Raw genomic sequence first — 13,771 nt, forward strand, 5'->3', positions numbered from 1 at the left:
ATGCCCTTCATTTCAGGAATGTTGTTACTGTCGCAAGTTCAATTTTCCCTGATATGACGGGCATTTCGTGGTTAAAACGCCGAGCAGCTCCCAAATCTCATCGGTGGATCAAGGCTAAGCGCGCCGCTCAATAGGAGGCCGTTGGAATACCAGTAACGCGTCGGACACCAAATCGTGGGGGTAGCGATCCCACACAATCTCGGTTGTCCCCACAGCGGTGAGATGCTGCGCGAGCACGCGGGTGCAATCGCGGATCAAGTGGGTGGTGCGGTCCATGTGGAGGATGTCGGCCACATTCCACACCACGAAGCCGCCGGGCACAACGGTGCGCGCACACTGGGCTGCGACAAGCCCGAGCTCGTCCAGGTAGCGGCCGTAGTCCCCGTTATCTTCCTCGTAGGCAGTGAGGGGGTCGGCCTCATGGTTCTCGGCGGTCATGTATGGCGGAGAGGTGAGAATGAGATCGACACCCGCGTCGGTTTCGGGCGTCGTAATTCCGCGGACAAGCCTGAGCAGCTCCCTTGCGTCTCCCTCGATGATGCGCGCGCCGGGCACCTGATCCCGTAAGTACTCCGCCCGCTCGGGTAGCAGCTCAATACCGAGGGCTTCCCGCCCCAGCGCAACTGCCCGTTTAATGGTGGTGCCGAACCCCGCGAATGGGTCGAACACCAAGGCGCCCGGGGCGCTGCACCGTTCAATGACATGATCCACGATGGCCGAGAGCATGTGGACATCTTCGTCGGCCCCCAGCGGACGCTCGGCCAGAAACGTGGCGTGCAAGGCGGTTAGTCGTGAATCCAAGGGGGACGAGATGGGGGTGCTCCCGGTCGACGCTTTTCCACGATCTTTCATCAGGCGAAGTCTACCGGCCGTGGAGAGGACATTGCCGCTTCCCCCCCGCCTCACCGAAGCCCGAACGCCGAGGCGGCTTGTTGCCCATTACACGGGGCCGCTCGGGTGCCGGCCCCCAGGACGGGATATTCGCCGAGGGGCAAGGCGCCGTTGTTGGTGTGGACGGCATCGCCAAGCACATCGGGCAAAGCACCGGCATTTCTTACCTCGCCTTCCGGCTGGACCGGGCAACCCGTCTCGACGTCAAGTTTGCCGTCGGCCCTTGGCCGTGTTCGACGCACCTGCTGAAGCCATCTCGCGGGAGATGGACGCAGACGGGGCGACCTCGCACCTGAGCGGCCTGCTCGGCGAAGGCCGACCCTCTGAATGAGGCAATCGTGCAATCAATGGAACATGGAACAGCGCCGCCCGCTCCCCCGGCATCGCTTCCTGGAAGCGGGTACCGGTGGTGCGGGCGGCAGCGCGGTGGCGGCTCGCCGAATTTGCTAGCGGCGCGCCAGTGCGACGGCTGTCTGCAGGCCCGCGCTCATGGCCTCGTAGCCCTTGTCTTCGACAGAGCCTTCCAGGCCGGCACGGGCAATGGCCTGCTCCTCGTTGTCACAGGTCAAGACCCCGAAGCCCACGGGAACGCCGGTGCGCACCGTAACGTCGGTCAGGCCCATGGTCGCTCCCTGGCAGACGAAGTCGAAGTGCGGGGTGCCGCCGCGGATGACCACGCCCAGCGCGATGACGGTGTCATAGGCATGGGCCAGGCGTGCCGCGGCCACCGGGAGCTCGAAGGTGCCCGGAACGCGGATGACCTCGGGGGTGCTGATCCCGGCATCGGCGGCGGCGCGCAGGGCGCCGTCCAGCAGGCCGTCCATGATCTGGGTGTGCCAGCTGGCCGCGACGATGACGGCCCGCATTCCGGCTTTGCCTGCCGCTGCCAATTCGCCGGCCCCGACGAGGGGTGCTCCGTGTCCGCTCATGATTTGACTCCTGGGTTGGTGTTTTCGATGGATGGCAATTGCAATGAATGGTTCATCAGGTTTTGCTTGGTGCGCAGGTACTCAAGGTTTTCGGGACGCGCCGCAATCCGGGTGGGCACGCGCTCGGAAACGGCGATCCCGGCCTGTTCCAGCCACTCTTCCTTCAGCGGGTTGTTGGTGATCAACCGGACCCGGCGGATGGACAGGGCATGGAGGATGGCTGCGGCGGCATCGTAGTTTCGCGCGTCGACAGGCAGGCCCAGTTGCTCGTTGGCGGCCACGGTATCGGCGCCGCCGTCCTGCAGCGCGTAGGCGCGGATCTTGTTGGCCAGCCCGATGCCGCGGCCCTCGTGGCCGCGCAGGTAGACCAGCACCCCGCCGTATTCGTTGATGGCCTCCAGCCCGGCGGCCAGTTGCTCGCCGCAGTCGCAACGGTAGGAACCGAACACGTCGCCGGTGAGGCACTCCGAATGCACGCGCACCAGCGGCTCGGCCGGCATGGTGCCGTCGGGACCCGTGGCACTGAGCGAAAGGTGCTCGGTGCCGCTGACGCGTTCGCGCCAGGCGCGGACGAGGAACTCGCCGTGCGGGGTGGGGACCTTGACCTCCGGACCGCCCTGCACCGCGGCGGCACTGGTGCCCACTGCCGGCTCGGCGTCCATGGTGGCCCGCCAGGCGGCCAGGTCCTCGATGCTGATCAGCGGGATGTTCCACAGGTCCGCGAATTCGCGCAGCGCGGGCAGACGCATCATCGATCCGTCGTCGTGGACGATCTCGGCGATGACCCCGACGGGTTCTAGGCCCGCGGCCTTGCACAAATCGACGCTGGCCTCGGTGTGACCGCGGCGCACCAGCACCCCGCCGTCGACCGCGCGCAGCGGGAAGATGTGGCCTGGGCGGGTGATCAGCTCGGGGCCGGAGGCCGGATCGGCCAGGATGCGGGACGTCAGGGCGCGGTCGGCGGCGCTGATTCCGGTGCTGACCCCGTGTGCGGCGTCGCAGGAGACGGTGTACGCGGTGCCCTTGGCGTCCTGGTTGTTTTCCACCATGGGCGGCAGGCCCATCGCGTCGGCGCGGTCACCGTCCATCGGAGTGCACACGACGCCCGAGGAATGGCGGATGGTCCAGCCCATGAGCTCCGGGGTGGCGAACTCGGCGGCGAAGATGATGTCGCCCTCGTTTTCGCGGTCAGCGTCGTCGACGACCACGACGGCCTGGCCTGCGGCCATGGCGCTGATCGCGGCGTCAATGGAGTCCAGGCGAATGGTATCGGTGATCATGATGCACTGCTTTCGATGTTGTTGAATGAGGCAAGGCGTTCGGCGTACTTGGCCATGACATCGACTTCCAGGTTGACCGCGGAACCGGGAACGCGTTGGCCCAGGGTGGTTTCGCGCAGGGTGGTGGGGATGATCCCGACTTCGAACCACTGCTCTTTTTCGCGGGCCTCCGAGACCTCGGTGACGGTCAGCGAGATCCCGTCGATCGCGATCGAACCCTTCTTTGCCACGTATCTGGCCAGTTCGAAGGGGATGGAGAAGCGGAAGCGGTCCCAGGCACCGAGCGATTCGTGCTCCAAGAGGTGCCCGACACCGTCGACGTGGCCCTGCACGACGTGCCCGTCAAGCCGGCCGCCGGCCTGCACGCAGCGCTCAAGGTTGATGCCCTCGCCCTCGGCGAGGTCGCCGATGGTCGTGTGGCGCAGGGTCTCGCCCATGACGTCCAGGGACAGGATGTCCCCGGCGATGGACGTGGCGGTCAGGCAGACGCCGTTGACGGCGATGGACCCGCCCAGTTCCAGGTTCTCGGTGTGGTTCGGCGCGCTGATGCGCAAGACGACAGAGTCGGATTCCGGTGTCGCGTCCATTGCTTCGATGCGGCCCATGCCGCTGATGATTCCGGTGAACATGCTTCGATTCCTTAGGGTGTGCCGGTGCCGGTTGGCATGGGTTCAAGATGTGTAAGGGTGTCGGGGCCCAGAATGCGCACCGCGTCCCCGTCGACGGCGTCCAGGCGGAAACGCCGGGCGGAGGCAAGGGTGTCGATTCCCAGCTCCCCCACGCTTCCACGCCCGGATCCCAGGAAGATCGGTGCCTGGTAGAGGAAGATCTCGTCGACCAGATCCGCCGCCAGGAACGCGGTGGCCACCGACGCACCGCCTTCGATGAGCACGTGTCCGATGTCCCGGGATGCGATCCGTGCCAGGACCTCGTGAGGATCGCGGGTGCGGACCTGCTCCCAGTTGCCGTCGGCCTTCAGTGCTGCGTCCCCGGGAATGTCCCGTTGCCCCATGACGATGCGTCGGGGCTGGGAGGCGAAGGGCTCGCCGTGTTCGTCACGTGCGTTCAGCCGCGGGTCATCGGCCATGACGGTGCCGGTACCCACGACGATGGCGCCCACGCGGGCACGTACCTCATGGGCGTGGAGCAGCGAGCGCGGCGAGGTGATCCATTGGCTGGTTCCGTCCTTGGCGGCGATTCGTCCGTCAAGGGTTTGGGCCAGGTGCAACGTGGTGAAGGGCCGGCCGGCGGCGCGGGCCGCGAACCAGCGGTGGTTCAGCTCGGCAGCCTGGTCCTCCAGCAACCCCTGTTCCACATTGACTCCGGCCGCACGCAGCGTCTCGGCTCCCCCGCCGGCCACCGCGCCGCCGTCGGCGACAGCGAAGATTACGTTGCCGATTCCGGCGTCGATGATGGCGCGGGAGCATGGGCCGGTGCGGCCGGTGTGGTTGCAGGGCTCGAGGGTGACCAGCATGGTCGCGGCGCGTGCCGCGGCCGGGTCGATGGAGCCCAGGCGGTTCAGTGCGTCGGCCTCGGCGTGCGGGGTGCCGGCGCCGCGGTGGTAACCGGTGGCCAGGATCGTGCCGTCAGGGTCGATGATGACGGCCCCGACCAGGGGGTTGGCTCCGCGGCTGCCGCGGCGGGCCAGCTCGAGGGAAAGCCGCATGGCGGCCACTGTTCGTGAGGGTTGCATCAGCTGTGCACCTGCACCGTTGGGTCGGGCATCTCGGTTTGGATGCTGGGCTTGGCGTCGTTCTTGGCCTTCCACCAAATGAAGAACCCGACCAGCGTGAAGCACCCGTAAAAGAGGTACATGAACGCACTGGCGTAGTAACCGGCGCCGAAGAGCAGCGGAACCCCGACTACATCGACAAGGACCCAGATCAGCCAGAACTCCACCAGTCCCTTGGCCATGCCGTAGGTGGCCAGCAAGGAGCCGACGAAGGTCCAGGCATCGGCCCAGACAGGTGCGTAGGATCCCAGTGCGCCAAAGAGCGGGGTCAGTGCGACGGTGCCGATGATCATGATTGCAGCGAGCGACAGGCGTTCCGTGCCGGTGGCCCAGCGCGGGGTGACCGCACTTCCGCCGGATTCGCGGCTGGATTTCCAGCGCTTCCAGCCATAGAAGGACACGGCGATGAACATGATCTGGCGTCCGGCCTGGCCGAGCAGGTTGGCTGTTTGGTCGTTGCCGAAGATGCTGCCCAGGAAAACCGTCAGGAGCAGGATGTTGCCGACGATGCCAACGGGCCACGCCCAGACCTTGCGGCGGATGCCGCCCAGGGCAGAGGCAAGTCCGAAGACGTTGCCCACCACTTCGCGCACCAGCAGTGCGCTGCTGCCTACTGTGATGTAAGAATTGAAAGCTTCAATGAGCCACCGCAGAAAATCCATCGTCCTCCTGTCAAGCCGCGATGGCTCCGGGGGTTCGATACGACGGTTCCACCTTTGCGGCCGACCCGCTGGCGAAGGATCCGGAACCAGGGAAATCTCGTGGATTCCCACCTGGCCGTGCCTTGCGCACTCGCGAGAGCGCTGGTGTTGCGTGTACGTGCTTCTCCCATCCAGACTTTAACTGTCGGTACCGGAATTTCACCAGTTCAACCAGGCTTCAAGATCCCCGGAGGGATCTTTTTGGCTTGGGTCGCGGACTTTGACCGCCGGTTCGGACTTACACCGACCCCGGAGCACGTTGTGTAGTTGTAGCCCATAGTATTACATGGAAACGGGTGTCCTGGCTGCGAGATTTCGCAATGTGACTACTGCCTCGGCGGGATCCGCTGTTCCGTAAACCGAAGAACCGGCCACGAAGACGTCGGCCCCGGCCTCGGCCGCCCGCAGGATCGTTTCGCGGGTGACCCCGCCATCGACCTGCAGTGCGATGGGCAGGCCGGTCCCGTCAATGGCCTTTCGGGCCCTGCGGATCTTCGGCAACACGATGTCCAGGAAGGCCTGTCCGCCAAAGCCCGGCTCGACCGTCATCAGCAGCACCATGTCCAGCTCCGGGAGCATGTCCAGGTAGGGCTCGATCGGCGTGGCCGGGCGCAGCGCCATCGAGGATTTGGCACCGGCGGCGCGCAGGTCCCGGGCCAGCTTGATCGGGGCGGCCGAGGCCTCGGCATGGAAGGTGACCGAGGCGGCGCCGGCCTCGGCGTAGCCCGGTCCCCACCGATCCACGTGGCTGATCATCAGGTGCACGTCCAGCGGCAGCTCACTGACCTCGTTCAATCGCTGAACCACCGGCAAGCCGATGGTCAGGTTGGGCACGAAGTGGTTATCCATGACATCGACATGGACGGCGTCGGCGGTGTGGATCCGTGAGAGTTCGCGTTCGAGGTTGGTGAAGTCCGCCGAGAGGATCGACGGATTGATCTGGCAGGTACGCATGGTTTCCTTCTGGCTGCTGGCCGTCGGTCCGACTGGGTGGACCGACGGGTTTAGGCGGTGCGGGTGAACAGCGCCATGAACATGGCATCGGTGCGGTGGATGTGCGGCCACAGCTGGATGGTGCTTCCCTCGCCCACGGGGCGGGCGGCCGAAGCCAATCCGGGCAGGGCTGCGGATTCCAGTGCCGCCCCGGTGTCCAGCAGCCTGGCATTCTTGTTCCGGGACAGCAGGTCATCGACCACCGCAACGGTTTCGGCCGGGTGCGGCGAGCAGGTCACGTAGGCGACCACGCCGCCCACGCGCACCGCGCTGAGCGCCGCGTCCAGGAGCTCGCCCTGCAGGATCGTCAGCTCGGCGACGTCGCGGGGGCTCTTGCGCCACCGGGACTCGGGGCGGCGGCGCAGCGCGCCCAGGCCCGAGCACGGTGCATCGACCATGATCCGGTCATAGCCCCCGGCGTATTCGCTTTCGCCGTATTCGCGGCCGTCGCGAACCGAGATCATCCAGGTCTCGGGGTCGATGGCCACCAAGGCGTTGTTCACCAGTTCGGCACGGTGTTGGGCGGGTTCGTTGGCGGTAAGCTTCGCGCCCTGTTCGGCAGCCAGGGCTGCCAGCAATGCGGCCTTGCCGCCGGGGCCGGCGCAGAGGTCCAGCCAGTAGGTGTCATCGCCATCCTCGGGCAGCGCCACCTGGGCCAGGGCGCGGGCGACCAGCTGGGAACCGGCGTCCTGGACACGGGTGCTGCCCGCGCGCACGGAGGACAGCCGGGCGATGTCCCCACCTTGGTAATAGGCCGAATCGGCCACGAGGGTTCCGGGTTCGGCGCCAGCGTCAAGCGCCTCGTCCAGCGAACCGACGCCGGGCAGTGCCACGAGGTTGACGACCGGGGCCAGGTTGTCGGCGACCAGCAGGTCGGTGATTTCGGCGGCGTCGCGGCCGTGGGCCACCAGCGCCTGGCGCAGGGCGCGAACGATCCATTCGGGGTGGGAATGCACCAGTGCGGCTGCCGCATTTTCATCGGCGATCCCGGCGACCAGTTCCTCGCTCCAGGTCTCCAGGTCCTTCAGCGAGACCTTGCGCAGCACTGCGTTGATCAGGCCGGACGCGCCGGCGCCGATCACCATGCGGGCCAGCGACACGGTTTCGTCGAGTGCCGCGTGGCTTGGCACGCGCATGGCCAGCAACTGATGGGCGCCCAGGCGCAACGCGTCAAGGACAGCCGGGTCCAACTGGTCCAGGGGGCGGTCGACGCAACGGGCCAGGATCGCGTCGTACAGGCCCTGCCCGCGCAAGGCACCGTAGGTCAGTTCTGTGGCGAATCCGGCATCGCGCCGATCCAGTCGGTGTTCGCGAATCCGGGCCGGGAGCACCAGGTTGGCGTAGGCGTCGTTTTCGGCCACGGCCCGCAGTACCTCGAAGGCGGTCAGCCGGGCCTGGTCGGCCCTGCGGTTGCGGGCCGAGGGTGCGGAGGCACTGAACTGGCGTGGTCCGGATCCCCCGCGGTTGCGGGTGCGGCCGGCGTCGCTGCGGCGTTCCGGGCCTCCGCCGCGGTTCGGTTCGCTGCGTCGCGGACGGTCGGAACGTCCCTGTCCGAATTCGCTCATGCGAATTTCACCCCATCCACGGTTCCGGACGCGAGAATGCCCCGCGCCCAATCTGCTGCATTCATCATTTTTTTGCCCGGTGGTTGCACCAGGCCAAGTTCAACGGCGTACGAGCCCGTCCCCACCAGGACTCGCGGTTTCTTGCCCGGTTCGATGCGAACCTCGCCGGGTGCCAGATCCGTGACATCGGCCTGCGGAACCAGGGTCCCGAGTTTGAAACGCTGGCCATCGAGTTCGGTCCAGGCCCCGGGATCCGGGCTGGTTCCGTTGATGCGGCGGCGAATCACCAGGGCCGGAAGCGACCAGTCAACCTGTCCGTCAGCGAGCGTGAGCTTATGCGCGTAGGAGGTGTCCCCCTGCTGCTCGACACCCACGAGTTTGCCGGCCTCAAGGCCGGAAAGGGTCTGCGAGAGCAATACCGCACCGGAGATTGCCAGGCGGCCCAGCAACTCGCCGGCCGTGTCGGCAACATCGATGGTTTCGGTGAGCGTCCCGAAGACGGGGCCCGTGTCCAGTCCCTTTTCGAGCTGGAAGGTCACGGCACCGGTGATGTCGTCCCCTGCCATGATCGAGTGCTGCACGGGGGCCGCGCCCCGCCAGGCGGGGAGCAACGAAAAGTGCAGGTTGATCCAACCAAGGCGCGGGATCGTCAGCGCCTTTTCCGGCACGAGTCCCCCATAGGCGACGATTGCGGCGATATCCAGGTCAAGGGCCGCCAGGCGCTCCTGGGTTGGCTCGTCGATCCGGTTGGAATGGATGATGTCGATACCGAGCTCCGCGGCCCGTGCGGCGACAGGGGACGGGGTCATGACGCGCTTGCGCCCCACCGGGGCGTCTTCGCGAGTGAGCACGGCAACCACGTCGAACCCGTCTTTTACGAGCTGGTCGAGGGAGGCAACGGCGACCTGCGGGGTCCCGGCGAACAGGACCCTCATGCCAGGTTCCCGAAGCTCGAACCGGCGCCAAAGCTGGATCCCAGCGCCGAGCTGCGCTTGGTCACAGTGTTTGCGGCAACCGAGTTGTAGCTGGAGTCGCGCAGCTTGCGGAAGGCGTCCTTCTTCAGTTCGCCCTCAAGCCGGTCGATGTAGAGGATTCCGTCGAGGTGGTCGGTCTCGTGTTGCAGGCAGCGGGCGAGGAATCCCTCGCCTTCCACGACCACGGGATTGCCATCAACGTCAACCCCGGTGGCCCGGGTCCATTGGCGGCGGCGCACCGGGTAGCCGAGTCCGGGGATGGACAGGCAGCCTTCTGTCACGTCGTCCTGGAATTCCTCGCCGAATTCCAGCACCGGGTTGATCAGGTGCCCGCGGTTCCCGCCGATTTGGTAGGTGAAGACCCGAAGCGAGACTCCCACCTGGGGTGCGGCGAGGCCTGCACCCTCAACGTTTTCCATGGTCTCGTCCATGTCTGCGACGAGCTTGCGCAGTTCGGGCCCGAATTCGGTGACCTCGTCTGCGCGGGTTCGGAGGATTGGGTCGCCAACGATGCGAATGCCTAAGACGGCCATGCGGTCCGGTCTCCCTTCGGCCGGCTGGGTTCCGGCAATGTGCTGTGGATGGAGGCGGACGGGCGCGGCCAAGCCAATGCTGCGCGCCTATCCCCTGCCCACCAGTCTACCGACCGCCTCATGCCGCCGGTGGCGGTGGCGGGCCCACCTCGCGCAGGGGCATCCCTGCATCACCGACCTTCTGGGTGGCTCCCCATACCTGGCGAAGCGACCAGAACTTCGACCAGTACGCGGGCAGGACCTCAGGATTGGCCATCACGGTCTGGACTTCGGTTTCGCCAATTGCCACGCCCAACAGCATCGGGTCTTGTGAGTATTTCCACGGTTCCCAGGTACCGGCGGCTGGGTCAATGACCATTTCCTCGGCTTTTGCCCCGGCGGCCAACTGCATGACCACCTTGGGGTCAAGTGGTTTGACCCGACCGTCGCGATTGGTGCCACGGGTCTTGTAGTCGATCAGGCAAAGCCGGCCGCCAATGGTGGCAACCAGGTCAAGGGTGCCGGCGTACCCGATGCTCGAGTTCCAGACAGTCACCTCCGCGGCAAGTGGTTGCACCTGGTAGGTCTCCCACCACTCGTCGAAGCGCCCGGCAAAGGCTTCTTCGTTGTTGGCGATGAGCGCTTCACGGGCCTGGGCCGCCTGGTGCGGCTTTCCCATGGCGCGCAATGCTATTTGCTCGCAGTATTGGTGCACCCGGTCCCCGCGGGCCGCGGCCAAGTCACGATATTCCGCAGCCGCCGTGGATGCCTGGCGCGCCAGCGCCTTGAGCTTGGCGGAATTCCCGACGGACTCGCCCAGCCTGGCATCCTGGACCACGGCCGTGGCCGCCATGTGACCTATCCAACCGTCCATGTCCATTTTTTCCTGCCCGATGACAGTGGTGATGGATGGAACCTCCGGAAGGGCGCCGATTTTTCTGGCATACATGCGCCCAAAAGAGGTCTGTTGGGCCAACGCTGGTGAAGTCATAGGAAGATTTTTCCACGTCCAGGGGACGTTTTGCCGTTTTCGGGCGTTTCCGGGCCAGTCAAAAACCGCGGGATCACAAGGATCTTTGCCGCATGTCGGCGCGGGAATGCGTCGATTTGGAACTTTGGTGAAACGTCGTATAGAGTTTTTACTCGTTGGAACGCAGCCAAACGGAACGAAACATTCCGGGCGGATTGCGATTCTTTCATGTGGACATAGCTCAGCTGGTAGAGCGCGACCTTGCCAAGGTCGAGGTCGCGAGTTCGAACCTCGTTGTCCACTCGCATTTGAATCACCGGGTCGGCTTGCCGACCTAACCACAAGGTATTTTACCAAGTGGTTATGGTGGGGTGGCCGAGAGGCGAGGCACCGGCCTGCAAAGCCGTTTACGCGGGTTCGAATCCCGTCCCCACCTCGTAGGAACATTGCAAGCAGTATGGGCGATTGGCGCAGCGGTAGCGCGCTTCCCTGACACGGAAGAGGTCACTGGTTCGAACCCAGTATCGCCCACGAAGAATCCACACCTGGTGTGTTGGTTTTTCACGTGGACATAGCTCAGCTGGTAGAGCGCGACCTTGCCAAGGTCGAGGTCGCGAGTTCGAACCTCGTTGTCCACTCTGAAGATCGGGCCTCAATTCCTTTTCGAAGAGAGGCCTTGTTCTTTGTTCTTTTACCCCCGGGTAAGAACACGCAGCACCCGCATGAAAAGTTGGATTGCCATTTTGCAGATCGCGAATCCAAGCTATAGTTCAGGTGCAGCATCCCCCTTATGGGCGATTGGCGCAGCGGTAGCGCGCTTCCCTGACACGGAAGAGGTCACTGGTTCGAACCCAGTATCGCCCACGAAGAGTCTATACTTTAGGTATTGATTGTTCATGTGGACATAGCTCAGCTGGTAGAGCGCAACCTTGCCAAGGTTGAGGTCGCGAGTTCGAACCTCGTTGTCCACTCCAAATAGTAGATCGTGTGATTACTCCAATTCACACGATCTACTTGTTTAACGCCTCTTGTTCCAGACCCGGACCAAGGCGCGAATTACGGGCCCAGGCGCGAATTACGGGCCGAACAATCCCCCGGCGCCGTTGGGGGCTATAGGACAAAATGTGTGTCTGCCCCGGGTGTGTCACCCGGGGCTTTGCCATGTCAGGGCGTGGTTTAGCAGGGTCTGCCGGCCCATCCCTTCCTGGCCCAAAGCCCTTCCTCTGCGCTGTATCCCGTGCCCAGTGTTTCCGGCCCGACCCGTTCTTCCCGGTGCACTGCCTTGGGTGCCGGCTTCAGGTGTTCGGGACGGATGAGGGTGTGCGGCGCGGCAGAGTTTTCGGTGTGGGTGTACAGCCACCATTCGACGGCACGTTTGGCGTGGGCCGGCGGCATCCCACGGTGGTTGCGCAGCAGGGCGCGCAGGTGTGTGTTGACCCCGCCCTCGATCCTGTTGGTCGTCGGGTCGACACCGACGTCGCTGAGCTCCGGATGCAGGTACGTGAACAGGTGGCCGTTCTTGGCCAGGCGTTCCATCAGCCGGTAGGCCTTGCGCAGTCGGTCGTGGGTGTACCACCAGGCCTGGCCCGAACGGACACCGGCTGGCCGGAATCCCGTGGGCCCCTGCTGGTAGGTGCGTTGCTTGATCAGGTCCCCGTGCTCGGTGTTCCACTGGTTCAGCACCTGGACCCAGGCGGCGGCCTCCTCGGTGGTCTTGAGCCGCGTCAGGGCCAGGGAGATGCGGCGCAGGGCCCTCCCGGCATCGGTGCGCGGCCGCAGGGTCAGGTAGGTGCGCACGTTGCGCTGGACGTGGACGAGGCAGCGCTGGATCCGGGTCTCGGGCCAGGCCCGAGACAGGGCCGATGCCAGCCCCGAGCCGCCGTCGATGACCACCGCGCGCGGGGCGGGGATCAGTTCCATCAGGGCCAGCCAGGCTGCCGACTTTTCCGTGTCGCACCACTGCCAGCCGATGACGTGCCCGTTGGCGATCGCTATCAGGCAGCACCAGCCCCGGCCCAGGTAGATGCCGTCCATCTGGACCTGGCCGTGGATCTCGCCGGTCACCGCGACCGCGGGTTCGATGTTCCAGCACCACTGCGTGGAGCGGCGGAAGGTCCGCCCGCCACCGGGTCCGATCTCGGCCTGGGAATCCTTGCCCATCAGCCTGTGTGTGATCGACTATCTTCAGTCCGTTTGAGCCAGGGAATCCAGCCAAGTTGGTGGCCGGTTTCCAGCCAAAAGAGCGGTAAGAATCAGGCCAGTGATTTCATCTCGGAAAACGTCATTCCGGGGCTGGCTTGGAGATAGAGATCACCCGGTGGTTCGAGGCCCTGTCCAGAGTGTCAAAAGACATGGGCCCGCCACCCCCAGATAGGTTCCTTACGGCGCTGCTATTGACAGAGCGATTGCGCCGGAAGGGCTGGAAAGCAGATGACGGTACCCATGTCCGTACAAGAAAATATCAGAACATTGGATTCCCAAGGAATCTCGGGCCGGGAGATCGCCCGTCGGTTGGGAGTCAGCCGGGATGCGGTGGCGAAGTATGCCGACCAAAAGGATTTCTCCCCGGCACCGTCGGCCCCCAAGGCACGGCCAGGGGGCTCGGTGCTCACCGGGTTCGAGCACATCATCGAGGGCTGGCTGGTCGATGACCAGCGGCGGAACTACAAGCAGCGGCACACCGCCAAGCGCGTCTTTGACCGGCTGGTGGAGGAGAATTCCTACCCCGGTGCGTATTCACCGGTGCAACGGTTCGTACGCCGGTGGCGGGCGGCGAACCGGCAGGCCGGGGAGGGCTTCACCGAGCTTGTCTGGCCTGCCGGCACCGTGCAGGTCGACTTCGGCCAGGCCGAGGCCATCATCGCCGGGATCCGGCAGGTGGTGCACATCTTGTTGGTGACCTTCCCGTTCTCGAACATGCGCTTCGTGCAGGCGTACCGCGGCGAAACGGCAGAATGCGTGGCCCACGGGTTGCGGACGGTGTTCGAGCACATTGGGGCCGTGCCACGTCACATGGTGTTTGACAACGCCACGGGCATCGGGCGCCGGGTGGGAACCCGGGTCGTGGAGACGAAGTTGTTTGGCGCGTTCAAGCTCCACTACCGCTCGGAGTCACGCTATTGCAATCCTTACTCTGGCCACGAGAAGGGCAACGTGGAAAATGCGGTGGGGTTCCTGCGCCGCAACTTCATGGTCCCCGAGCCGGAGGCAGCCACTCTTCAGGG

The 13,771-nt window shown here is 65.0% G+C and carries 13 protein-coding genes, 6 tRNA genes and 1 riboswitch; of the genes, 7 read left to right on the forward strand and 12 right to left on the reverse strand.

Annotated features, from left to right (window positions below; translation table 11 throughout):
* Positions 1 to 114: 114 nt before the first annotated feature.
* The 11 genes from OIU93_RS20040 to OIU93_RS20090 all read right to left on the reverse strand — a co-directional run bounded on the left by OIU93_RS20040 (position 115) and on the right by OIU93_RS20090 (position 10,568).
* A complete protein-coding gene (locus OIU93_RS20040; protein WP_264271821.1) occupies positions 115 to 852 on the reverse strand; it encodes a site-specific DNA-methyltransferase in 738 nt (245 codons plus the stop codon).
* A 485-nt stretch (positions 853 to 1,337) separates the two neighbouring features.
* On the reverse strand, positions 1,338 to 1,820 hold the full coding sequence (gene ribH, locus OIU93_RS20045) for a 6,7-dimethyl-8-ribityllumazine synthase (RefSeq protein WP_264271822.1): 483 nt from the start codon (positions 1,818 to 1,820) through the stop codon (positions 1,338 to 1,340).
* Positions 1,817 to 3,100, reverse strand: coding sequence for a 3,4-dihydroxy-2-butanone-4-phosphate synthase (gene ribB / locus OIU93_RS20050; RefSeq protein WP_264271823.1), 1,284 nt, complete (start codon positions 3,098 to 3,100; stop codon positions 1,817 to 1,819). The genes ribH and ribB overlap by 4 nt, the downstream gene beginning before the upstream one ends.
* Positions 3,097 to 3,729, reverse strand: a complete 633-nt coding sequence (locus tag OIU93_RS20055) for a riboflavin synthase (RefSeq protein ID WP_264271824.1) — start codon at positions 3,727 to 3,729, stop codon at positions 3,097 to 3,099. The genes ribB and OIU93_RS20055 overlap by 4 nt, the downstream gene beginning before the upstream one ends.
* 11 nt (positions 3,730 to 3,740) lie before the next feature.
* Positions 3,741 to 4,766: a bifunctional diaminohydroxyphosphoribosylaminopyrimidine deaminase/5-amino-6-(5-phosphoribosylamino)uracil reductase RibD gene (gene ribD / locus OIU93_RS20060; protein ID WP_264271825.1), complete on the reverse strand. Its 1,026-nt coding sequence runs from the start codon at positions 4,764 to 4,766 to the stop codon at positions 3,741 to 3,743.
* Between the two features lie 26 nt (positions 4,767 to 4,792).
* Entirely contained in the window at positions 4,793 to 5,494 is a 702-nt protein-coding gene (gene pnuC / locus OIU93_RS20065) for a nicotinamide riboside transporter PnuC (RefSeq protein WP_264271826.1), read from the reverse strand.
* A 153-nt stretch (positions 5,495 to 5,647) separates the two neighbouring features.
* Positions 5,648 to 5,795, reverse strand: a riboswitch (FMN riboswitch).
* Between the two features lie 20 nt (positions 5,796 to 5,815).
* A complete protein-coding gene (gene rpe / locus OIU93_RS20070; RefSeq protein WP_264271827.1) occupies positions 5,816 to 6,487 on the reverse strand; it encodes a ribulose-phosphate 3-epimerase in 672 nt (223 codons plus the stop codon).
* A 50-nt stretch (positions 6,488 to 6,537) separates the two neighbouring features.
* A complete protein-coding gene (locus OIU93_RS20075) occupies positions 6,538 to 8,091 on the reverse strand; it encodes an RsmB/NOP family class I SAM-dependent RNA methyltransferase (protein ID WP_264271828.1) in 1,554 nt (517 codons plus the stop codon).
* Positions 8,088 to 9,026 carry a methionyl-tRNA formyltransferase gene (fmt, locus tag OIU93_RS20080; RefSeq protein ID WP_264271829.1) on the reverse strand — a complete coding sequence of 313 codons (939 nt, stop codon included), beginning with the start codon at positions 9,024 to 9,026 and terminating at the stop codon, positions 8,088 to 8,090. The genes OIU93_RS20075 and fmt overlap by 4 nt, the downstream gene beginning before the upstream one ends.
* On the reverse strand, positions 9,023 to 9,598 hold the full coding sequence (gene def, locus OIU93_RS20085; RefSeq protein ID WP_264271830.1) for a peptide deformylase: 576 nt from the start codon (positions 9,596 to 9,598) through the stop codon (positions 9,023 to 9,025). The genes fmt and def overlap by 4 nt, the downstream gene beginning before the upstream one ends.
* A 118-nt stretch (positions 9,599 to 9,716) precedes the next feature.
* The gene (locus OIU93_RS20090) at positions 9,717 to 10,568 is read right to left on the reverse strand and encodes a PD-(D/E)XK nuclease family protein (protein WP_264271831.1); all 852 of its coding nucleotides are present in this window, start codon (positions 10,566 to 10,568) and stop codon (positions 9,717 to 9,719) included.
* 209 nt (positions 10,569 to 10,777) lie between these two features.
* On the opposite strand from OIU93_RS20090, the gene OIU93_RS20095 reads away from it, so the two are divergent.
* From OIU93_RS20095 to OIU93_RS20120, 6 genes are all read left to right on the forward strand, one after another.
* Positions 10,778 to 10,850 (forward strand) — tRNA-Gly (locus OIU93_RS20095).
* A 62-nt stretch (positions 10,851 to 10,912) separates the two neighbouring features.
* Positions 10,913 to 10,983 (forward strand) — tRNA-Cys (locus OIU93_RS20100).
* Positions 10,984 to 11,006: 23 nt separating this feature from the next.
* A tRNA-Val gene (locus OIU93_RS20105) sits at positions 11,007 to 11,078 on the forward strand.
* Between the two features lie 34 nt (positions 11,079 to 11,112).
* Positions 11,113 to 11,185: transfer RNA gene (locus OIU93_RS20110), tRNA-Gly, on the forward strand.
* A 154-nt stretch (positions 11,186 to 11,339) separates the two neighbouring features.
* Positions 11,340 to 11,411 (forward strand) — tRNA-Val (locus OIU93_RS20115).
* Between the two features lie 34 nt (positions 11,412 to 11,445).
* Positions 11,446 to 11,521, forward strand: a tRNA-Gly gene (locus tag OIU93_RS20120).
* Between the two features lie 202 nt (positions 11,522 to 11,723).
* Here OIU93_RS20120 and OIU93_RS20125 read toward each other — a convergent pair.
* Positions 11,724 to 12,707, reverse strand: coding sequence for an IS1249 family transposase (locus OIU93_RS20125; protein WP_264271832.1), 984 nt, complete (start codon positions 12,705 to 12,707; stop codon positions 11,724 to 11,726).
* Positions 12,708 to 12,989: 282 nt separating this feature from the next.
* On the opposite strand from OIU93_RS20125, the gene istA reads away from it, so the two are divergent.
* Positions 12,990 to 13,771 (forward strand): IS21 family transposase (gene istA, locus OIU93_RS20130; protein ID WP_264271833.1); only part of this gene is annotated, 782 nt, incomplete at its 3' end.

It is taken from the genome of Paeniglutamicibacter sp. ZC-3, from assembly GCF_025847175.2.
GTDB lineage: Bacteria > Actinomycetota > Actinomycetes > Actinomycetales > Micrococcaceae > Paeniglutamicibacter > Paeniglutamicibacter sulfureus.